This window comes from Photobacterium sp. GB-56 (genome assembly GCF_003026105.1).
Classification (GTDB): Bacteria; Pseudomonadota; Gammaproteobacteria; order Enterobacterales; family Vibrionaceae; genus Photobacterium.
This window is the reverse complement of record NZ_PYNW01000020.1, coordinates 1-22196: the sequence shown is the minus strand read 5'-3', so window position 1 is coordinate 22196 and position 22196 is coordinate 1. Positions and strand designations below refer to the sequence as shown.

General features: G+C 41.3%; 22 protein-coding genes, 1 tRNA gene and 1 pseudogene. 12 read left to right on the top strand and 12 right to left on the bottom strand.

All coding sequences use genetic code 11. The features are described from left to right. Positions 1–8: 8 nt before the first annotated feature. Positions 9–209 (bottom strand): sulfurtransferase TusA family protein, encoded by a 201-nt coding sequence (locus C9J42_RS19140; protein WP_233220336.1) that lies wholly within the window; start codon positions 207–209, stop codon positions 9–11. Between the two features lie 189 nt (positions 210–398). On the opposite strand from C9J42_RS19140, the gene C9J42_RS19135 reads away from it, so the two are divergent. The 4 genes from C9J42_RS19135 (at position 399) to C9J42_RS19120 (ending at position 3327) form a co-directional block, all read left to right on the top strand. Beyond that, positions 399–1856 carry a M48 family metalloprotease gene (locus C9J42_RS19135; protein WP_107205358.1) on the top strand — a complete coding sequence of 486 codons (1458 nt, stop codon included), beginning with the start codon at positions 399–401 and terminating at the stop codon, positions 1854–1856. Positions 1857–1940: 84 nt separating this feature from the next. Further along, positions 1941–2291: an arsenate reductase (glutaredoxin) gene (gene arsC, locus C9J42_RS19130; protein WP_107205357.1), complete on the top strand. Its 351-nt coding sequence runs from the start codon at positions 1941–1943 to the stop codon at positions 2289–2291. After that, positions 2291–2866, top strand: coding sequence for an NAD(P)H:quinone oxidoreductase (gene wrbA / locus C9J42_RS19125; RefSeq protein ID WP_107302241.1), 576 nt, complete (start codon positions 2291–2293; stop codon positions 2864–2866). The genes arsC and wrbA overlap by 1 nt, the downstream gene beginning before the upstream one ends. A 29-nt stretch (positions 2867–2895) precedes the next feature. Further along, complete coding sequence (locus tag C9J42_RS19120) at positions 2896–3327, top strand: DUF2069 domain-containing protein (protein ID WP_107205355.1); 432 nt, start codon at positions 2896–2898, stop codon at positions 3325–3327. An 80-nt stretch (positions 3328–3407) separates the two neighbouring features. Here C9J42_RS19120 and C9J42_RS19115 read toward each other — a convergent pair whose 3' ends face one another. Next, positions 3408–4562: a DUF2066 domain-containing protein gene (locus C9J42_RS19115; RefSeq protein ID WP_107302240.1), complete on the bottom strand. Its 1155-nt coding sequence runs from the start codon at positions 4560–4562 to the stop codon at positions 3408–3410. Between the two features lie 221 nt (positions 4563–4783). Between C9J42_RS19115 and C9J42_RS19110 the strand changes: the two are divergent. After that, positions 4784–5090 (top strand): annotated as a pseudogene (locus C9J42_RS19110) (solute carrier family 23 protein); the annotation flags it as partial. 82 nt (positions 5091–5172) lie between these two features. Here the strand turns inward: C9J42_RS19110 and upp are convergent. Then, positions 5173–5799, bottom strand: a complete 627-nt coding sequence (gene upp / locus C9J42_RS19105) for a uracil phosphoribosyltransferase (RefSeq protein ID WP_045129097.1) — start codon at positions 5797–5799, stop codon at positions 5173–5175. Positions 5800–5992: 193 nt separating this feature from the next. Between upp and purM the strand changes: the two genes are divergently transcribed. Both purM and purN read left to right on the top strand, forming a co-directional pair. Next, positions 5993–7033, top strand: a complete 1041-nt coding sequence (gene purM / locus C9J42_RS19100; protein WP_107205353.1) for a phosphoribosylformylglycinamidine cyclo-ligase — start codon at positions 5993–5995, stop codon at positions 7031–7033. 100 nt (positions 7034–7133) lie between these two features. Continuing rightward, on the top strand, positions 7134–7778 hold the full coding sequence (gene purN / locus C9J42_RS19095; protein ID WP_107302239.1) for a phosphoribosylglycinamide formyltransferase: 645 nt from the start codon (positions 7134–7136) through the stop codon (positions 7776–7778). Positions 7779–7849: 71 nt separating this feature from the next. Here purN and C9J42_RS19090 read toward each other — a convergent pair whose 3' ends face one another. From C9J42_RS19090 to dauA, 3 genes are all read right to left on the bottom strand, one after another. Then, the gene (locus tag C9J42_RS19090) at positions 7850–8647 is read right to left on the bottom strand and encodes a class II glutamine amidotransferase (protein ID WP_107205351.1); all 798 of its coding nucleotides are present in this window, start codon (positions 8645–8647) and stop codon (positions 7850–7852) included. Positions 8648–8709: 62 nt separating this feature from the next. Next, positions 8710–9291 (bottom strand): D-sedoheptulose 7-phosphate isomerase, encoded by a 582-nt coding sequence (lpcA, locus tag C9J42_RS19085; protein WP_006647091.1) that lies wholly within the window; start codon positions 9289–9291, stop codon positions 8710–8712. 99 nt (positions 9292–9390) lie between these two features. Further along, entirely contained in the window at positions 9391–11082 is a 1692-nt protein-coding gene (gene dauA / locus C9J42_RS19080) for a C4-dicarboxylic acid transporter DauA (RefSeq protein ID WP_107302238.1), read from the bottom strand. A gap of 503 nt (positions 11083–11585) precedes the next feature. Between dauA and fadE the strand changes: the two genes are divergently transcribed. Further along, positions 11586–14036 (top strand): acyl-CoA dehydrogenase FadE, encoded by a 2451-nt coding sequence (fadE, locus tag C9J42_RS19075; RefSeq protein ID WP_107302237.1) that lies wholly within the window; start codon positions 11586–11588, stop codon positions 14034–14036. 85 nt (positions 14037–14121) lie between these two features. Here fadE and C9J42_RS19070 read toward each other — a convergent pair whose 3' ends face one another. Both C9J42_RS19070 and dnaQ read right to left on the bottom strand, forming a co-directional pair. After that, positions 14122–15360, bottom strand: coding sequence for a TIGR03503 family protein (locus tag C9J42_RS19070; RefSeq protein ID WP_233219139.1), 1239 nt, complete (start codon positions 15358–15360; stop codon positions 14122–14124). 7 nt (positions 15361–15367) lie between these two features. Then, positions 15368–16093, bottom strand: coding sequence for a DNA polymerase III subunit epsilon (gene dnaQ, locus C9J42_RS19065; protein ID WP_006647095.1), 726 nt, complete (start codon positions 16091–16093; stop codon positions 15368–15370). A 51-nt stretch (positions 16094–16144) separates the two neighbouring features. Here dnaQ and rnhA point away from each other — a divergent pair, with 51 nt between their 5' ends. Then, complete coding sequence (rnhA, locus tag C9J42_RS19060; protein ID WP_045084816.1) at positions 16145–16609, top strand: ribonuclease HI; 465 nt, start codon at positions 16145–16147, stop codon at positions 16607–16609. Here rnhA and C9J42_RS19055 read toward each other — a convergent pair. Continuing rightward, positions 16606–17376, bottom strand: coding sequence for a methyltransferase domain-containing protein (locus C9J42_RS19055; RefSeq protein WP_107205916.1), 771 nt, complete (start codon positions 17374–17376; stop codon positions 16606–16608). The genes rnhA and C9J42_RS19055 overlap by 4 nt on opposite strands. Positions 17377–17419: 43 nt before the next feature. On the opposite strand from C9J42_RS19055, the gene gloB reads away from it, so the two are divergent. The 3 genes from gloB (at position 17420) to C9J42_RS19040 (ending at position 20492) form a co-directional block, all read left to right on the top strand. Continuing rightward, complete coding sequence (gene gloB / locus C9J42_RS19050; RefSeq protein ID WP_005363468.1) at positions 17420–18178, top strand: hydroxyacylglutathione hydrolase; 759 nt, start codon at positions 17420–17422, stop codon at positions 18176–18178. 71 nt (positions 18179–18249) lie between these two features. Beyond that, entirely contained in the window at positions 18250–19806 is a 1557-nt protein-coding gene (locus C9J42_RS19045) for a LysM peptidoglycan-binding domain-containing protein (protein ID WP_107302236.1), read from the top strand. Further along, positions 19803–20492, top strand: coding sequence for a YIP1 family protein (locus C9J42_RS19040; RefSeq protein WP_107247698.1), 690 nt, complete (start codon positions 19803–19805; stop codon positions 20490–20492). Before C9J42_RS19045 ends, C9J42_RS19040 begins: the two co-directional genes overlap by 4 nt. 20 nt (positions 20493–20512) lie before the next feature. Here the strand turns inward: C9J42_RS19040 and C9J42_RS19035 are convergent, their stop codons facing one another. From C9J42_RS19035 to C9J42_RS19025, 3 genes are all read right to left on the bottom strand, one after another. Then, positions 20513–21364: an endonuclease/exonuclease/phosphatase family protein gene (locus tag C9J42_RS19035; protein ID WP_107247699.1), complete on the bottom strand. Its 852-nt coding sequence runs from the start codon at positions 21362–21364 to the stop codon at positions 20513–20515. A gap of 96 nt (positions 21365–21460) precedes the next feature. Further along, a complete protein-coding gene (locus C9J42_RS19030) occupies positions 21461–21796 on the bottom strand; it encodes a DUF1904 domain-containing protein (protein WP_107205344.1) in 336 nt (111 codons plus the stop codon). A 302-nt stretch (positions 21797–22098) separates the two neighbouring features. After that, positions 22099–22175, bottom strand: a tRNA-Trp gene (locus C9J42_RS19025). Positions 22176–22196: the final 21 nt, after the last annotated feature.

Here is a 22196-nt window from a genome sequence, read left to right as displayed (position 1 = left end):
GTTGATTTCTATCCTTTTTCCACCATTATGATTAGTTGGGTATTATCATCAACTAAAATATCGGTAACATATCCATTATTATGCAAGAAACGAGGGATATCACTTCTTGCGCCGCTGTCTGAAATTCGTATTTCTAACCCTTGATAGGGAAGAAGTGTTGCGCATGCGCGTTTAGCTAACAATAAAGCCAGCGGACAACGTTCGGCCATTAGATCAAGTGATATAATTTCCATTTCATTTAAGTGACAGGTATTTTGTATTGCCGTATTGTAACCTCAGCACATATAAGATGCGAGATATCGAAAGGACATGAATCACATTAACGAACCTCTAAAGTATTTCGGTGTCCTAACTTATAGATATTAAAGATAACTCAACAAGGAGGTTGTATCATTCCCATGTTTCGATTTACCAAAGCACCGACCTATCTTTTGCTTTCTGCGCTTTTTAGTAGCAGTATTCCAGCTATTGCTAGTGATGATAATCGCTTACCTGAAATGGGAACGACAGCCTCTTCTACATTAACGATTGATAAAGAACGTGAATATGGCGATGCATATATGCGCATGCTAAGCGCCAGCCAGCCTGTTATTAACGACCCTTTACTCTCAAATTATGTTCAAGCTTTGGGCCATAAACTTGTTGCCAGTGCGGAAGATGTCCGAACACCATTCCATTTCTTTTTGATCCAAAACCCTGAAATTAATGCTTTTGCTTTTTTTGGCGGCTATGTTGCGATCCACTCTGGGTTATTTCTTCATGCCGAAACAGAAAGTGAGCTCGCCTCTGTTATGGCGCATGAAATTGCCCATGTCACCCAAAGACACCTTGCGCGAAGAATGGAAGCAGAGGCCAGAAATTCGCCTATCACGATGGCTGCACTGATTGGCTCACTGTTATTAACAATCGCAGCTCCTGAAGCAGGTTTAGCCGCCATTCATGCCACCACGGCCGTGGGAATTCAAGGACAAATTAACTTTACGCGCAGTAATGAAAAAGAAGCCGACCGTATAGGTATAACAACCCTCGCCAAAGCGGGGTTTGATGCCTATGCGATGCCACGTTTTTTTGGTCGTTTAGCCGATCAATATCGTTATACTTCAAAATTACCCGCAATGTTGTTAACGCACCCATTACCCGAATCACGGGTCACAGATAGTCGTATGCGCGCAAGAAAATATCCGCTTGTAAATTTACCCCCCTCTGAAGATTATTTACTCGCTCGTTCACGTATTGTCGCCCGTAATGCTGGTTTGAGCGATACTTCTGCGCTCAACTGGCTTAACCGTGAGTTAAAAAAAGCACCACCCAATCGCCGCAAAGAGCTCAATTACGGTAAGGCACTGATTTATTTAGATAATGATAAATACGAATTAGCGCATCAAATACTTGACCCATTATTGGCTGGCGAACCCAATAATTTATTTTTTATTGATGCTGCAACCGATCTCGATCTCAATCAAAAACAATTTGATCGTGCGATCACTCGCTTAAACAATGCGCTTAAAATGAGTCCTGACAGTAATGTATTGCGCTTAAACTTAGCCAATATTTACCTTGAATCGGGACAATATCAAAAGAGTATTCAAATTTTGAATCGTTACTCTTACGATCACCCTAATGATATTAATGGGTGGACATTATTAGCACACAACTACGCCAAAATAGGTGATCGTAGCGCAGAGCTTGCTGCCCTTGGGGAGCTATTAGCTTTGCGTGCTCAATGGGATAAAGCCATTCATAATTATACTCAAGCCGCACAAATGGCAAAGCTCGGCTCCATGGAGCAAGCACGTTATGATGCACGCATTGATCAACTTCGCTTTCAACGTCAAAAATTCAAAGCATTACAATAATGTATTGATTTATTATAGTTCATCGACAATAAATCAATCGTAATAAAATACACTAGCTAATACAGTCATCAGTTAGGAGACGACATGTCAGTCACTATTTATCATAATCCTCGTTGCTCTAAAAGCCGTGAAACACTGGCGCTATTAGAAGAAAAAGGGATCACACCGACTATCATTAAATACCTAGAACAAACACCAAGCGTCGCGGAACTAGAAACGTTATACCGCCAACTGGGCTTGGACTCTGTGCGTAAAATGATGCGTACCAAAGAAGCGGATTATAAAACACTGGGACTCGGTAATAATGACGTATCTGATGAGGCACTCTTCATTGCAATGAGTACTCATCCAAAACTAATCGAACGTCCAATTGTAGTAAGTGGTGAAAAAGCGGCATTGGGTCGCCCACCAGAGCAAGTGTTGGATATTTTATAATGCATAAAATCTTAGTTCTTTATTACAGCCGTCATGGTAATACACGTCAGTTAGCACGACATATTGGTCGCGGTATTGAGCAAGTAGCCGGTTGTGAAGCAGTGCTAAGAACGGTTGCTGAAATCGACACAAATGATCTTCAGCAATCGCCCCTTGATCCAATCGTCAGTCATGACGATCTGAAACAATGCATTGGTTTAGCAATGGGAAGCCCTGTTCGGTTTGGTAATATGGCTGCGCCATTAAAACACTTTATTGATAGTACTAGCCAAGAATGGTTATCAGGTACATTAATCGATAAACCAGCCTGTGTCTTTACCTCATCATCCTCTATGCATGGCGGTCAAGAAACAACGTTACAATCGATGATGTTACCGTTACTGCATCACGGCATGCTAATTGTTGGGATCCCTTATTCCGAACCCACTTTGCATACCACGCAACATGGAGGTACTCCCTATGGGGCTTCACATCTCAACATTGGTACTAATAAGCAGCTCCATAGTGATGAAATTGAACTTGCACAAGCTCTCGGTAAACGGCTTGCACTAACCGCGATGCAACTTCAGCGTTAACTCATATGGCAAACGAAAAGGGATATTCGATGCCTCCGATGCAACCGCAAACACAATATATTCACCGCTTTGCCGTCTGCGCGAATTTAACTCTTATGCTATGGGTCGCGTTATGGCAAACGATCCTCTCTCCCCACCCACATATTAATAACTGGGTAATGGCTGTTGTTTGGATCATTCCTTTACTATTGCCATTACGTGGGATGTTAGCTGCAAAACCTTATACTTACGCATGGTCTAACTTCATTTTAATGTTTTATTTCCTGCATGCTCTAACGCTACTCACTATTGATGAAGGAGAACGCGGGTTAGCAGGCATAGAGCTACTACTCGTAACCATAGCCTTTCTCAGTAACATACTTTTTGCACGCGTAAGAGCAAAAGAACTCGGCATAAAACTCCAGCGTCTATCGCAAGTGGAGCGACAAGAACGCGAACGTTTTGAACCACCTGAAGATTGAACCAATCGCTCGCTCTCTAATAATGAGATATTAAAAAGCCCTCATCGTGAGGGCTTAATTATTGTTATTAACACCAGATTTTAGTTATGCCATATATACATGTCATCAGGTGCAACATAGTTTTCAGGTTGAGTTTGCGACTGTGATTGTGTCGCTGTGACATCCAACGTATTAGGATCTTGCTTCACATCAGTATTTGGCATTGTCGTTGCGTTAGTATTAGTAACAGTAGAATCATCGGCGCTAATACGACTTTCATGGCTCAATTCGCGCTTAAACTCAGCATCAGATGCTGATAAGTTCATACGGAAAATCACCTTATCACCTTTAATATTTACCGCATTAGCACTACTTACTGTCGTCATCTGATTAAGCATACGTTCAAGCGTAAAAAAGTCTTCTGTTGAATTAACATTCTCCACTTCAATATTAACGCTGCCTGACGCGACACTACCTAATTCGATAGCATATTTCTGTGCTAAGTGGTTTGTCACTTGATTCATCATATCACGGCTAGCTTGTGCCAATGTACCGCTCGCTTTGCCGGTAATAGGTTGAGTATCGGCTGCAATCGTACTAGGCTGTTGAGCATACAGTTGCCATGTTAATTCAACCTTATCTGCGTCTTGTTGGTGAGCTTTTACTAACAATAAACCACCCGCATTATAACGTTGACTTGCGCTAGTGATGGTGTCGATAAAACTCCCCCAAAGATCGGATACGTGTACTGCCGTAACATCGTTAAAATCACCCACTGGGAAAGTAACGGGTAGACCACGATCATTTGCGGCTTGTTTGGTATCAGCGACGAGTGCATTGGTTGATTGATCCCATAAAATATCTCGGCTATTACCGTTATCATCAACCATCCAAACGAGAATATTAGGACGCTGAGCACTCCAAAAATTCGCTTTAGCTTGTGTTAATAGCTGCTTAATTTGTACCTTATCAAAGGTTAAATCTAGCGTCTTCTGTCCATTACATTGGCCATAACCAAACTGGCTGACGTAATTTGAACTGTTCGCTATCGCCTGAGCCACAACACTATTTTGGGTAATGTTTGGATTACCAGTCACTTTAACTAATACTTGCTTAAAGCCTTGCTCTCTTGCTGCTTGATCGGGGGTTTGACCATCAGTAGGCATCACTACTTGAGCCTGATATAAATCACTGACAGTAGCCGCTTTAATAGGTAAAGCCAGTAGAGCTAAAAATAACAACGCAAATCGCAACATATCGCACTCGTAATTTACAAAAATAAGTCGTCAAAAGATAAAAAGATAATCAAAAAGACCTAAAGACTCATTGATATTCAGTATAGCCACATAGTCTAAAATTAATTAGCTATACAATATGTACTTTTTCCTGAACCAACACAATACAACAGGCAAGAAACAAACCATTTGCTGAAAAATATTCTCTAGTGAGAAATAGTAGCGTTTACAAAATTAACATTGTGGCGGGGAATGGTATCGCCACTATTGTCGCATCTCTTAATTGCCGATCCAACAAATACGACTGAGTCAGAAGTCACGAGAGGGGTAATGTTAACGAAACCCTTTTATCCTGTGATCATCACATGAGCGACGATAACAGCATTGGTATTAGCGTTTGTCGGTAAATTAAGAGCCGTATTGCAATACGATTCTAGCCCTGTAATGAGCGGTATTGTTGCAGTTGTACTCAACCTAATTTCCCCCAAAGACTTGAGCGAGAATAATGTGGTAGACAATGCTCAAATCGAAGATACCGAGTACTTATAATTACTTACCTTAATATTTAGCACTTTTCAGAAATAAAAAACCGGACGTCATGTCCGGTTTTATTTTAATCTTGGCTACTAAGTTACTTAGTACCGAAGATTTTATCACCAGCATCACCTAAACCAGGAACGATATAACCTTTATCGTTTAGCTTCTCATCAATTGCAGCTGTGTATAGCTCAACATCTGGGTGTGCTTTTTCTAATGCAGCAATACCTTCAGGTGCTGCTACTAATACTAGTACTTTAAATTGCGTACAACCGTGCTCTTTTAACAAATCCAGTGTTGCAATCATAGAGCCACCCGTTGCTAGCATTGGATCAACAACAAGCGCAATACGCTCATCAATGTTTGATGCTAGCTTGTTGAAGTATGGAACAGGCTCAAGCGTTTCTTCATCACGGTAAATACCAACAACGCTGATACGTGCACTTGGCATATGCTCAAGTACGCCATCCATCATGCCAAGACCAGCACGCAGAATAGGCACTACCGTTACTTTTTTACCTTTGATCTGGTCAATTTCTACTGGACCATTCCAACCTTCAATCGTAACTTTTTCTGTCTCGAAGTCTGAAGTCGCTTCATATGTCAGTAGGCTACCAACTTCAGTTGCTAACTCACGGAAACGCTTAGTGCTGATGTCACCTTCGCGCATAAGACCAATCTTATGTTTAACCAGTGGGTGTTTTACCTCAACGACTTTCATCTCTGACTCCTGAGCAATTAAAAAATAAAATCGCATTATTATATACTAAGCCAAACGATTTCAGATAGTAGTAAACGTTTAACTGTTTACTTAATATCCAGCTAAAAAAATTGACGCAAACGTTTTCCTTTAGACGGTGACTGCTGTTATCATGTATTCGCTTTTTTTACTTTAATACGTTGAGGGATCATCTGTGAGCGACAAAAACTCTTCTCTTAGTTACAAAGATGCTGGTGTTGATATCGATGCCGGTAATGCATTAGTAGACCGTATTAAAGGGGTGGTAAAACGTACTCATCGCCCAGAAGTTATGGGGGGAATTGGTGGTTTTGGTGCACTTTGTTCACTACCAACCAAATATAAAGAGCCCGTTTTAGTTTCAGGCACGGATGGTGTAGGAACTAAACTTCGCTTGGCTATGGATTTAAACCAACACGATTCAATCGGTATCGATCTGGTTGCTATGTGTGTGAACGATCTTATTGTTCAAGGTGCTGAACCTCTGTTCTTCCTTGATTACTACGCAACCGGTAAGTTAGATATTGATACAGCAGCAAGTGTTGTAACAGGTATTGGCGAAGGCTGTATCCAATCAGGTTGTGCTCTAATTGGTGGTGAAACTGCTGAAATGCCGGGTATGTACCACGGTGAAGATTATGACGTGGCAGGTTTCTGCGTTGGTGTTGTTGAAAAAGCAGATATCATCGATGGCTCAAAAGTGACGGCTGGTGATGCACTTATCGCTGTCGGTTCAAGCGGCCCACACTCAAACGGTTACTCATTAGTACGTAAAATCATTGACGTTTCCAATGCCGATTTGAATCAAGAATTAGAAGGTAAAACACTTTCTGAACATCTATTAACACCAACTAAAATTTACGTTAAATCAACGCTAAAAATGATGGAAAGCTGTGACGTACATGCTATTTCACACATTACAGGTGGTGGTTTCTGGGAAAATATCCCACGTGTACTTCCTAAAGGCACAAAAGCGGTTGTAAATGGTGCAAGCTGGCAATGGCCTGCCATCTTCAACTGGCTACAAACTGCAGGTAATGTCGAAACTTACGAAATGTACCGTACGTTTAACTGTGGTGTTGGCCTTGTCATTGCCCTTCCACAAGATCAAGCACAACAAGCCATTGATATCCTAAATGCTGAAGGCGAAAACGCATGGCTACTAGGTGAAATTGCAAACGCTGCTGATAACGAAGAGCAAGTCGAGATCAAATAACTCTCAACAGTGCTGACTCGTAATAAAAAGAATGAGGACGCTATGTCCTCATTCTGCTATCTACATACCGATAACCTTTCAATAAATGGTAGTACCAAATATGAAAAATATCGTCGTCCTTATTTCAGGTAGCGGAAGTAATCTCCAAGCGATTATCGATGCATGCAGTGCAGGTTTGATTAAAAACAGTCAAATAACCGCTGTGATCTCAAATAAAGAAAATGCTTATGGGTTAGAACGTGCGCGTAATGCCAATATTGAAGCGATACATATTGCGCCTAATCAGTATACTGACCGTGAACAATATGATGAAGCCTTAGCGGATTGTATTGAACAGTTCAAACCCGATGTGGTTATTTTAGCCGGATTTATGCGTATTTTGAGCGCAGGCTTTGTTCGTCGCTTTAAAGGAAAGATGCTAAATATTCACCCATCACTCCTTCCTAAGTATCCCGGCTTAAATACTCACCAACGAGCGATGGATGCTGGCGATGACGTACATGGCACCAGTGTCCACTTCGTAACAGAAGAATTGGATGGCGGCCCTGTTATTTTACAAGCCAGAGTGCCTATTTTTGACAATGACACCGTTGAAGAAGTAACAGCTCGTGTTCAAAAGCAAGAACATGCTATTTATCCACTTGTAACTCAATGGTTAGCGGAAAATCGTTTGACCATGAGTAGTGACGGCAAAGCTATCCTAGATGGTATTGAACTCCCCGCTCAAGGATATGCAGCACAATAAAAAAGGCGATCGTAAGATCGCCTTTTTACTATTGCAGATAATACCACTTCAATAGTGACAGAAAATAACCATTATTCTGTTTTACCTTCAGCCACTAACTGGTTGAAAACAGGCTCACCAAAGTGAAACACAATAAACTCGCCTGTTGCCATTTTGTGCCAATTTTCATCATTGGTTAATGGCTGAGTAGCGATAACTGTCACAACATCATCAGGAGTTGTTTCTTGCTTAAAATCAATCGTGACATCTTCATCAATTAATGATGCTTGTCCAAATGGTGCTCGACGCGTGATCCAATGTAAATTATTAGTGCAATAGGTAAGTACGTACTCACCATTGCTTAACAGCATATTATAAACGCCAAGCTGACGTAACTGATCACAACACTGAGCAAAGTAACTAAATACTGGGTTTAAATCGTCAGGTAATTCTGGAAATCTAGACTCAAGTTGATTGAGTAACCAGCAAAAAGCAATTTCACTGTCGGTATCACCTACCGCTTTATGACGACCTGTTTCTAAACTCTCATAACCCGTTAGCTGACCATTATGAGCAAACGTCCAATAATTACCCCATAACTCACGCGTAAAAGGATGGGTGTTTTCTAAATTCACCGCTCCTCGGTTAGCTTGGCGAATATGGCTTACCACTGCACGACTTTTTATCGGATATTGTTGGACTAATTCAGCAATACGGGACTGACAGCTTGGATTCGGATCTTTAAAGGTTCGAAAACCTTTACCCTCATAAAACGTAATGCCCCAACCATCGCGATGAGGACCTGTATTGCCTCCTCGCTGCATTAATCCCGTAAAACTAAAACAAATATCTGTTGGCACATTTGCGCTCATGCCTAGCAATTCACACATTTTCCTTTATGCCCTTTATTATTGATTAACGATACTTATCGATAGCCAGAATGACCTAAGGCTTATTCTGCTGCCATTTCCTTTTCCACTAGCATAATTAAAATATGAATAATCTTAATATGGATTTCTTGAATGCGATCCGCATAACCAAAGTGAGGAACACGAATTTCAACATCCGCTAAGCCAGCCATTTGACCACCATCTTTACCGGTTAAGGCTATTGTCTTCATGCCTTTGGCCTTTGCCGCTTCAATTGCCTTTAAAATATTGCCTGAATTACCAGAAGTAGACAAACCAAACAATACATCACCTTTAGCGCCAACAGCTTCTAAATAGCGTGAAAATACGTATTCATAACCGAAGTCATTACTTACACACGATAAGTGGCTTGGATCAGAAATCGCAATACCAGGATAACCAGGGCGGTTTTCACGGTAACGACCTGTTAGTTCTTCAGCAAAGTGCATTGCATCACAATGCGATCCACCGTTACCGCAAGACAATACTTTACCGCCTTGTTTAAAGGAATCAGCCAATAACTTTGCTGCCGCCTCAATATCTGCAAGGTTTTTATCATCACTTAAAAAGCGATTGAGTACATCAGCTGCATCTGTTAATTCAGCGCGGATCAGATCCTGATACATAAGCGATTCTCTCTATTATTCTTTAGATACAAATCAAGCGGGTAAATACCCGCTTGATGTTTTAAATACACCGTTATTCGCAGTTTACATACAAATAACTTACAGTGTCGACTCCTGATCAGAATGATTGTGAGAATTAATCAGTAAAACTTGCTGTAATTGACTAACAGAGTGAGCTAAATGCACATTCTCAGCTTCAAATATTCCAGCATGGTAGAGTTTACGTTCAACATGCGGCTGCGTACCTAATAAATAGACAGGTAACTTAGACAAGCGATCTAACGCCATATCAAAGGCATGAATCGCCGTAATATCAATGGTTGATACATCACTAAAATCGAGCACAACCGCACGCGTTTCTGTCGTTGCATGTTCAATAACAGAAAAAGCTTTCTCACTCGCAGCAAAAAATAATGGGCCATTAATATCATAAACCACTACATCACCGCCAAAGTTGAGATGTGGATGCTCATCATGTGAAATCGTAACTGTCGTTAATGTCGCAATACGCTGAATAAATAACACGCCCGCAAGTAATAAACCGACAATAACAGCGACAACCATGTCAAATGCAACGGTTAAGATAAAGCATGTCATCAAGACGGCAACGTCACGACGAGGTGCAACCTTTAATGTATGCACAAAGTGAGGTGCTTCAGACATATTCCACGCAACCATGATCAGTAAGCCAGCCAACGCACTCATCGGAACAAACGATAGCGCTGGTGCTAATACAATCATCGCAGCTAAAACAAAAAGCGCATGCGTCATACCAGATATCGGTGAAAACGCACCAGAGCGAATATTGGTCGCTGTGCGAGCAATCGCCGCCGTTGCTGGAATTCCGCCAAAGAAAGGGACGACAATATTCGCGATCCCTTGACCGACAAGCTCTGCATTCGGATTATGCTTTTTACTTGTCATACCGTCTGCTACAACCGCACATAATAGTGATTCGATACAACCTAGCATCGCGATAGTTAATGCTGAAGGCATTAATTCAATTACGGTGGCCCAATTAAATGTATTGGACTTCCACAGCGCAATAAACTGCGGTGCTTCTTGTGGAATACCATGACCTACAAGGCTACCAATGGTGTAGCTAAATTTTTCACCCAGCAAAGTCACATGCTCAGGGCCAAATTTATTTAATGCTAAAGCTAAAACCGTCCCTACCAGTAATGAAACTAAATGGGGTGGAATACGCGTTTTTAATTTCGCCCAGCCAATAAAAACAAAAATGGTGACCACACCGACAATCGCATCAGCATAGTTCGTGGTAGGTAGTGCATGGGCATACGACATCACTTTTTCAGGAAAATGGATTGGGCTACCTTGAAGATGTAGGCCTAATAAATCTTTAAGTTGTAAAAAAGCAATAACAAAACCGATACCGGCAGTAAATCCGGTGGTAACTGGGTATGGTACATACGCCACCAGCTGTCCTAAGCGGAAAACGCCCATCAATAACAGGATAATGCCTGACATCATGGTCGCTAACATTAAGCCTGATAAGCCATATTTTTGAGTGATCGGTAAAAGGATGACTACAAAGGCTGCGGTTGGGCCTGTGATATTAAATCGTGAACCACCTAATAACGCCGCTAAAAAGCCCGCCACAATGACGGTATACAATCCATGTTGTGGTGGCACACCGACAGCAATTGCTAATGCCATCCCCAATGGAATCGCCACAATACCGACCGTAATACCCGATACAATATCGGCACGAAATTTAGAGAAGGAATAACCATCCTTCCACGCCTGTGATAAAGCATGAAATAACAACACAACAAGACCTCTTGTACTTTGCGTACATTTGATAAACAGGAATTGATGTCAACCCGATGTAAGGGAGTCCGGCGGGCATGTGTCAGTCGGAATCGGGAAAGGCAACAAAGGGAAATACCATTCAGTACAGATGGTCAGAACTCAACCACTCAAAATAACGTGAACAGTATCACAACACGGCGTATGTTAACGCTCTGCTAAAAATCTGCAAGTAAAAAAAATAGTCACAATGATTTCGATCAATCCCTTTAATAACCTGACCTCAGCCCACTTTGTACACATAACAGTTTACTTTCATATCAAAAAACTATTTTACATTTTGTTAAAAAACGCATTACAATAATTTAAAAGTGGTAAGACCTCTTACCTTAATAATAATTACCCTACAATTAACAATAAAATGTGTAGCAATGTACTGAACTCTTCATCATGAAATCAGGTGTCGCTCGATTATTCTTGATGATGTGTAAGTAGTCTTACTATACAGATTAAGGAGAATCACTATGGTTACGCTTGCGTATGTCATTGGTTTTATCGGTGTTATGTTCATATTGGCGTATCATCGCGCGTCGTTAAAAACCTTTACGGCAGTAATTGCTGCAACACTATTAATTGGTACTGTTTTTTCCATTACAGGTATTATTAGTTGGTTAATTTTCGCTGCGATTGCGATTCCTCTTAATATCCCAGCCTTACGTAAAAAATATCTCGCCGCTCCTGCGTTAAAAGCCTTTCAAGGTGTCATGCCAGAAATGTCTCGTACCGAAAAAGAAGCAATCGATGCGGGTACAGTGTGGTGGGAAGCTGATTTATTTGGTGGTAATCCAGACTGGAAAAAGCTCCATGATATCCCTGCACCAACCCTTTCAGCAGAAGAGCAAGCTTTTCTCGATGGACCAGTAAATGAACTTTGCCGCATGGTAAATGATTTTCAAATTACCCATGAACTTGCCGATCTACCACCCGAAGTATGGCAATACTTAAAAGATCATAAATTCTTCGCCATGATCATTAAAAAGCAATATGGTGGACTTGAGTTTTCTGCTTATGCCCAATCTTTAGTTCTGCAAAAATTAACCGGTGCTTCTGCGGTATTATCATCAACCGTTGGTGTGCCTAATTCACTAGGTCCAGGTGAACTGCTTCAACACTATGGTACTGAAGAGCAAAAAAACCATTATTTACCCCGCTTAGCAGCTGGCCAGGAAATCCCTTGTTTTGCCTTAACTAGCCCAGAAGCAGGCTCAGATGCTGGTTCTATCCCAGATTTCGGTATTGTGAAAAAAGGTCTGTGGCAAGGCGAAGAAGTTCTTGGTATGGAATTAACATGGAACAAACGTTACATCACTCTAGCACCGGTGGCTACGGTACTAGGTCTTGCCTTTAAACTTTCGGATCCTGACAACTTACTCGGAGATCAAAAAGATCTGGGTATCACTTGTGCATTGATCCCAACCGATCTAGAGGGCGTTGAGATTGGCCGTCGTCACTTCCCTCTTAATGTACCATTCCAAAATGGTCCTACTAAAGGTAACAAGATCTTTGTTCCTATTGATTTTATTATCGGTGGTCAGGAAATGGCAGGCCAAGGATGGCGTATGCTAGTGGAATGTCTATCGGTGGGTCGCGGTATTACGCTCCCGTCTAATTCAACGGGTGGATTAAAAACCGCAGCAATCGCAACAGGGGCTTATGCTCGTATTCGTCGACAATTTAAAATGCCTATTGGTAAAATGGAGGGGATTGAAGAGCCACTTGCACGTATTGTGGGTAATGCTTATGTCTTAGATGCAGCCAGTACTCTAACCGTCGCGGGTATCGATCTTGGTGAAAAACCTTCCGTTATCTCTGCGATTGTAAAATACCATTGTACCCATCGTAGCCAACGCGGTGTGATTGATGCGATGGATATTGTCGGTGGTAAAGGGATTTGTATGGGACCGAGCAACTTTATTGCTCGTGCTTATCAAGGAGCACCTATTGCAGTCACCGTTGAAGGAGCGAATATTCTAACACGTTCAATGATCATCTTTGGACAAGGCGCCATCCGTTGTCACCCTTATGTGTTAGAAGAGATGAACGCTGCTTATAATGATGATAAAAAACAAGCCTTAGAGAGCTTTGATAAAGCCGTATTTGCGCATGTTGGCTTCGTGATAAGTAACATGGCACGCTCTTTCTGGTTAGGTATTACCGATGGCTACGGTTCATCCGCACCACGTAAAGATGCAACCACACGTTATTACCAACAACTCAACCGCTACAGTGCTAACCTTGCTCTACTGGCTGATATTTCTATGGCTGTGCTTGGTGGTTCATTAAAACGTAAAGAGCGTTTATCTGCCCGTTTAGGTGATGTGCTTAGCCAGCTTTATTTATCATCAGCAACACTAAAACGTTATGCCGATGATGGTTATCAACAGCAAGATCTTCCATTAGTACATTGGGGTCTACAGGATTCATTATACCAAGCAGAAACAGCCCTTGATGACTTCCTAAGTAACTTCCCTAATAAGTTCATTGCTGGCGCACTACGTGTTGTATTGTTCCCATTAGGTCAACGTCGTATCAAACCAAGTGATAACTTAGATCATGCCGTTGCTCGTTTAGCACAAACACCATCAGAAACTCGAGATCGCCTAGGTCGAGGTCAATTCTTAGAAGCATCTGAAGGGAATCCAGTCGGTATGATGGAAGCTGCACTTAACGATATTCTTGCCGCTGAGCCGATTTATGATCGAGTGTGTAAAGCTGCGAACAAAAAATATCCGTTTGTACAGTTAGGTAATGTTGCAGATAAAGGGCTTGAACTCGGTGTAATTGAACATGCTGAAGCTGAGTTATTGCGCCGTGCAGAATTAGGTCGTTTACGTACGATTAATGTTGATGACTTTGAGCCTGAACAATTAGCAGCAAAGACAAACCCTGATTACTCAATCAATCACGCGGCTTAAGCACGACATATTTCGTTGTTTGAAGTCAGTTAAAAATACAAAAGGGAAGCTAGCGCTTCCCTTTTCTTTGTTCTCTGACCATTGTTTATAAGGGTAAAACAAGGGCTTCTTTTTTCTCTTTTCGACGCTTTTTAAATACTCGCCAGCCCCATATTCCACTAATGACCAATACGATTACCGCTATATTCCCCATTACCATCACGCTAAGTGTTTTTTCACGTGAGGTTTTTTGCAATTCAATTTCTTTCAATATCTGTTGTCGTTCAAGTTCCGCTTTATCGATAGGCGTGATCTCAACATGAGTTTCTGAACGAATATTATTAATCACCGCAAAATGGCTCTCAACTAACGGAAATATCAGCTCGCGTTGATACAAACGATCAGTACCATAGATCCAACCTTCCCACGAATATTTCCCCGCCTCACCATCAAAAGGTAATCCCATCGACAGCTTAGTTTCATTTGGTAATGTTCGTTGCTGAATAATTTGCTGCTTGGTCTTTGGTGTACCGTAGCGAATATAAGCAGCTAACGATCCTGCGACCAACGCATCATCTTGTGGTAATACGACTAACTGGTGAGGTTCTTGCGGCTTATGACTTTTAATGAGAGTGGCAGAAAACGGTTTAGGGTAAACTAATACTTCTTGCTCTATGGCTCGCGTAAAAACACCATTCATTGATTTAATCACAACCCGGTATTTACCCGGTGCAACCGTTACAGGAAGAGAAACAGTAAAGATACCATCCCCTGCCACTTCATCACGATCTTGACCATTATCTTCAAAATTACCCACCACTATTGGCTCAGGCTGTACATCATGAACGAGTTGCTGCTCTTTCGATATATAGGGGTAAAATGACACACGCAATTTAACCCGATCTAAAAAGTCACGGACGGTTAAAGGTTGGTCATTCTGCAACAGTTTTGCTGAGAACTTTAACACTTCAGATTGGTATAAATTCTGCGGCAACGTATCTGCTGTTAGGTGAAGATTAGACAGCAAGGTAATACGGTTATCTTGCGACACACGTCCAATTGCTTGCCAAGGTCCAGCCATTGGCTCATCAATCGAAATAATGTCGAGATCATTTTCAGAATACCAAGAGACATGCTTAGGATGACGACTGGAGTAATATTTCGTGCCATCCGGCGCAACCAACACCACAGGGCGACTTGGTTGCTCTCGTTTAACCATGAAAGACACTTGTTTTATCGTTGGATCCACACGGAAACGGTTATCAAGCCACGTCATCCGATCATTATCTTGCGCCCAAGCAAATAATGGCCAGACAGCCATACATATTAATAACCGCTTCAGCATAACTCTCCTACAGACGCCAAAGAACGTCAGCTTTTTTTCCGATCAAATCGAGTCTTTCTTCGTGTGAAACTAATTCATCGGCAGAAGCACAGATAACCTTTAGCCCTTTTCTCTCTCCGACTAAACGCTTTATCGCAAATTCTTTCTCACTATCCCCTTCGTTATCGCCACTTAATTTCAATGATGTTTGACCACCCGTCATCATTAAGTAAACATCAGCAAGGATCTCGGCATCGAGCAAAGCCCCGTGGAGCGTTCGATGCGAGTTATCTATGCCATAACGTGAACAAAGAATATCAAGGTTATTACGTTTACCAGGAAAGAGGCGTTTTGCCATTTCCAAGGTATCCGTTACTTTGCAGATATCTTCCGTTTTCTTAAGATCAGATCCCATTAACTGGAATTCATAATCCATGAAGCCAATATCGAACGATGCGTTATGAGCCACCAGCTCTGCACCATCAATAAAGTCGATAAACTCTTGATGGATGTCAGCATAGCTCGGCTTACCGATTAAGAACTCATCCGTAATACCGTGAACATCAATCGCTTCAGGATCGATTGGACGATCGGGCTTGATATAAACATGGAATGTTTTACCGGTTAATTTACGATTAATAATTTCAACCGCACCAATTTCAACAATCCGATGCCCTTCATAATGCGGGCCCGTCATATTCATACCGGTGGTTTCTGTATCAAATACAATAATGCGTTGGTTAGTGGCTTTCATAGTGGCTTATGTGTCAGACTTAAGTTTTTATCTAGGGCAATACTACCAAATATGATGAAGCAGGTAGAAATTTACACAGACGGTTCTTGTTTAGGTAATCCAGGTCCCGGTGGCTATGGCGCAGTACTTAGGTACAAGCAACATGAAAAAGAATTAAGTGACGGCTTTTTCATGACAACTAACAATCGAATGGAGCTACTTGCAGCCATTGAAGGGTTAGCAAGCCTTAAGGAATCATGTTTAGTTGATCTTACCACTGATAGCCAGTATGTGCGTCAAGGAATTACCCAGTGGATCCATAATTGGAAAAAACGGGGCTGGAAAACAGCCGATAAAAAGCCGGTAAAAAATGCAGATTTATGGCAACGTTTAGACACAGAAACCCAACGTCATCAAGTGCAATGGCATTGGGTAAAAGGTCACGCGGGTCATCCAGAAAATGAACGTTGCGATGTATTAGCTAGAGCCGCGGCAGAAAAACCCACCTTTACTGACGAAGGTTACCAAGCCAATTAGTTTGACTTTTTATACGCCTCATCTCTCTTCTCCATTTTATTACAGGCTTCGGTACGACAATTTACTTGTAACGGAGCCAATTGACGTCTCACTTTCCATTTTGGTTCTATCGGTTTTAATGGAAAAGTACGCTTTCTAGCCACGATAAAGTACAAACTTCCGACTGCAGATAAGGGTTCTGATAAGATATTTTCCAGCCATGCTGAACACGTTAAATGACGCGTAGAAGGTAATACCGCAAATGTTTCGTGATATATCACCTCATAGTTTAACAACCTAAGCCAATCAATCACTCGAGAGGATAAATACATTCGTCCATTCCATGGCGCTTTTTTTCTATTCCACGGCAATAATCCACAAAACCCATTAACACTTAATGGATTATTACCACTAAGTAACAGGTAACCATCATCAACAGTAACTCTATCAATTTCACGCAATAATCGATGAGGATCCGTTGAATAATCGAGCTGATGAATCAGCAAACACGCATCAAATGACTTTTCAATAAAGGGCAATTCAAAAGATTCAGCCTCGACGTTACGATAACTACTGAATTTATCTACACTAATTTGATGTTGGATATTACAATGGTGACTGGTCAGCTCTGCACTTAAGCCACCAAGCTTTAACATATGGTAACCAAACAGCTTCGGACACCACTCATCGATTCGAGCTTGTAATAATTGTGCCGCCCATTCACCATTGGTCACATTAGACCAAGAATAAGGCACTTCAATATGTGTTACTGTACGCGCTGGCTTCATAATAGTACTGCTCAACACTTGAATAAGGCTGGAGAAGAAATTCATGCTAACAGTTAAAAGCATACCCGCATTTAATGACAATTACATCTGGCTCATTCACAACAAAGATAATCACTGTGTCGTTGTCGATCCCGGTGATGCAACTCCGGTTTTAGAAACCATCGATAAATTCGGTTTTACCCTTGATGCGATTTTAATCACTCACCATCATCATGATCATATCGGGGGGATCAGTGAACTAAAACGCCGCTTTCCATCAACGAAAGTCGTTGGACCGGTTAATGAGCCAATCCCTGGGCTAACGCAGCCAGTAGAAGATGGCGACCAAGTGGATATTTTTGGTGAACGTTTTATGGTGCTTAGTGTTCCAGGTCATACCTTAGGTCATGTCGCTTATGTCGGGGATGAAAAACTCTTTTGTGGTGATACCCTTTTCTCGGCGGGTTGTGGACGCTTATTTGAAGGCACGCCAGCACAAATGTTCGATTCACTACAAAAAATTGCTAGCCTTCCTGATGAAACAGAAGTTTTTTGTGCTCACGAATACACCGCAAGTAATCTCGCTTTTGCTCTTGTCGCTGAGCAAGATAATCCCCACCTACAGCAATACCGCGATAAAGTGATTCGACTTCGTGCCAACGGAAAATCAACGCTTCCATCAACACTAAGTCAAGAAAAACGCATCAATCCTTTTTTACGTTGCGATCAACCTAGCATCAAGCGTTCTGTTGCTGATAAAGCATATGATAACTCCGATCTTGAGACTTTCGCAGCACTTCGACGTTGGAAAGATAAGTTTTAACATACTAGACCTTGTCACTAAGGTGGTTGGACACGTATTATCTCCAGCCACTTTAGCAATAGACGACAGTTATGAAATCACGGATTCTTTTAGCAAGCGTGCTTTTATTAGTTGGCTGTGAAACATCACAGCCTATCACCAAAAAAGCCGAGACTAACGATGTAAATACCGTCGTTGTAAAACCGACAAATGAAGTCATTCCCCCCTTGTTTGAATCCCAACCAGACAAGGTAACTTCAGAAGTAAAAAAAATCACACCCCAACAACAAAAAAATGTCTGGGATCGCATTGGCATGCAAATCGATACCCACATCCCAAATAATAAACGTATCCGTTATTACCGTAACTGGTACTTAGAACACCCTCGCAATTTAGAAATCATTGCAGAGCGTGCTCAACCTTTCTTGTACTACATTACAGAACAAGTTGAGAAACGCGGTATGCCATTAGAAATTGCCTTACTGCCTATTGTAGAAAGCTCATTTGATCAAAACGCCTACTCTAATATGGCAGCGGCAGGTTTATGGCAAATTATCCCCGATACAGGTCGTCGCTTTGGCTTAAAGCAAAATAGTTGGTACGACGGTCGTCGCGATATTGTGAAATCAACAAATGCTGCATTAAATCTACTGACTTATCTTAATAAAAAGTTTGATGGTAATTGGCAGTACGCACTTGCTGCATACAATACCGGTGAAGGCCGAGTATTTAATGCCATTAAGAAAAATAAAGCGCTTGGTAAATCAACCGATTATTGGGATTTAGATCTACCGGATGAAACCAGTAGTTATGTGCCTAAACTTTATGCTGTTGCTGATATTATCAAAAATCAGAAAAAATACGGCATCACATTACCCGCAATTAGTAACAAACCTGCGGTTGCAATAGTTAAGCCCAATACACAAATCGATCTTAATATTGCAGCAAAGTTTGCAGGTATCAGCACAGCTGAAATAAAAGCGCTAAATCCGGCTTATCGTCGAGGCGTTACGGCACCTAATGGGTTAAACGATTTATTATTGCCAATAAACAGCGTCAATAAATTTAATCGCGCATTAGCTAATAATAGGAATAAAGCCTTAAGAACTACGACTTACACAGTTAAGTCTGGCGATAGCTTAGGTGTAATAGCCGCTCGTCATAACACAACAATCAGTGCGATTAAACAAACAAACCACCTCAAAACGAGCAATATACGTATTGGCCAGCAACTTAAACTGCCAACATCAAGTTATGCCTTAGTTCGTACTCAGCACAGCAATGCGGTTGCTCACACACACCATACCGTTCGTAAAGGTGATAGCTTGTGGACAATTGCACGTCAATACAACACCTCTGTTAACGCACTAGCGAAAGCGAATAAACTCTCCACGAAATCAACGTTACATTTAGGTCAAAAAATAAAAGTTTCTGATAATAAAGTATCGACAAGTACTGGAAAATCAACCAATAAAGTCAAAACAATTAGCTATAAAGTAAAAAATGGCGATAGTTTAAGTGTTATTGCACAACGTCACAAAGTGACAGTAAAACAAATAGTAAAATGGAATAATCTCAATAGTAAAAAGTATCTAAAACAGGGCCAAACACTTAAACTGGTTATAGATACAAGCAAGGTTAAAGCATGACACCGTCCAAAAATCCATTAATTGCTCTTGTTGATCTTTTCCGTTCGCCGATTGATTGTTTTGCAGCGGTTTATGAACGTCCAAAGTGGGCGTTCTTACCCTACATCATCATTATTTTCGGCTCATTTATCTTATGGGGGAGTTACTTTAATCACGTTGATCTACCTTGGTTACAGCAAGCCTTACAAAGCCAACTGGGTAGTGTGGATGAATCCGTAAAACAAGCGTGGTTAACAAAAGAAGTATTACTAGCAGGAGAAGTATTTAGCGATTTTTCAGGCAGAACTGCGGTTATTTTTCTACTGGCATTATGGTTAAAAATGGCCACTAAAGGAAGTCAATATCAACACAGTTACGGTAAATGGTTAGCAGCCTCTTGCTTTATCATGTTACCTGCATTTATTGGTGATATTGCGAGTTATATAAATGTTATCTTTAATTCTGCAAATATTCTGCCCAATGCCGCTGATTTAAACAGCATTAATGGGCTATTAAAGTTACCGTTAAACAATCCATGGGCACCGTTTGCGACCACAATACCATTGTTAGCGCCTTGGTATATTGCACTCACTTATGCAGCTGTAGGCGCTTGGACTGACTTTGATCGTCCTAAAGCAATTATTGTTGCCGTATTACCTTGGGCATTAACACTTATCGTTTGGCCACTACTGATTATTGTGGCCTAGCAACTTCGTCGCTCGTCTTGTTACTTCAACCTAAAGGATGCAAGTAGCGGATTATGATCAGAAGCATCAGTTCTTGGTGCTTCTGATTTAACTAACGTTAAATCACGATAATACAAATGATCAAGTGGCTTGCCTAAGATACGAATACGTTGATCATCTGCAAATGATACTTCTTTCAATCCTAATGAATGTGCAAACGACTTTAGCACCTTGATCCGCCCCTGACGCCAAGTATTAAAATCCCCAGCCAAAATGATTGGACCAACATGATTGGACAACACATCTTTTAAACTATTGAGCTGTGCTTTGTACTCATCAAGCCCTAATGCAAAGTTCACACCGTGCAAGTTCACAACAACCAGTGTTTGCCCATTAGAAAGCGAAAACTCTGATAACAATGCTGACTTTGGTAATCGTAACCAAGGCTCCATGGCTAGATAAGCGCACGTCTGCTTAGAGTCTACTCGAGATAAATTCATCACCCCTGCCGGCGTATCTAGGAAACGAAAAGCATTCGCCATCCGTACCATCCAGCTATTATCATCAAGGTATGATTTTAAATCAGTATTTAAGCTCGCTTCTTGCAGTAAAACTAAATCCGTTCCTGCTGAAAAAGACTCTAAAGCCTTACGCCAATTACTGCGTTGTTGTTTATAGATGTTCCAGACCGCTACCGTTAATTCACCATCAATATCCAATGGCGGCGCAATAACACTTTCCATACAACGATACGAGAGGTGTGGAGCAAAGACCTCATTAGTAACATCAGGTTGGGTTGATATATCAAAAGAAGCATTAAAAGCCCCAAGGCCTAACGCCCCTGCCACCACCCCGACACCAGCAACAAGCTTCGTTTTTGTATAACGTGCCATACGACCCCTTAAACAGAGTAAGTCAGCCTATTGGATATAAGCTGACTTATAAAAATGAATACTTAAACGTTTGAATATCTGTTTTAGAGAGGAATATTAATAATGTTCGCCATTATCATAATAAGCGGTTGCCGTTAATGCAGTAAAAATGACGGCAACATCCTGATCTTTATCATCCAGTACTTTACGTATAGAAGCGGTTATTACCGCTGCAACTTTATCTTGCGTTTCTTGTCCGCGCTCAAACCACAAAACTTCTACAAACGGGTAAGCATCAGATACTTCTCCGTCAAAGATAAAAGATGCCGGAATATGCTCTAGAGTAAAATCTTCGCGAGGACATGACATAAGTGGTTGAAGTTCATCAACAAGATCTGTTGATAATGTTTTCACTGCATCAAACTCTACAGCACGGAAACGAAGATGAGGCATGAACTCTCCTTGATTGATCAATGTTAGCAGCACTAGATTATCACTTAATCTTACCTAAGCTCGAGATTTTATTGTTAGCGATGGGTCAATCTCTTTGCTTATAAGCGTAATCATACCCCTCCTTTTTTGCTTTTACACCAAGCAATACAATATCAACAGCAGAATACATTGAAGAATGAATACAATGATAATTTACATTCGATAAAAGAAATCAATAAACGAGAGTTAAAAAGAACATAGCGGACCTAATAATATCCAGACGTAAAAAAGCCCCGTCATTTCTGACGAGGCTTTCTTGAAGATGGCAGGGGTGGAGAGATTCGAACTCCCAACACGCGGATTTGGAATCCGCTGCTCTGCCAATTGGAGCTACACCCCTGTAGTTATTTTAAAGACTTAA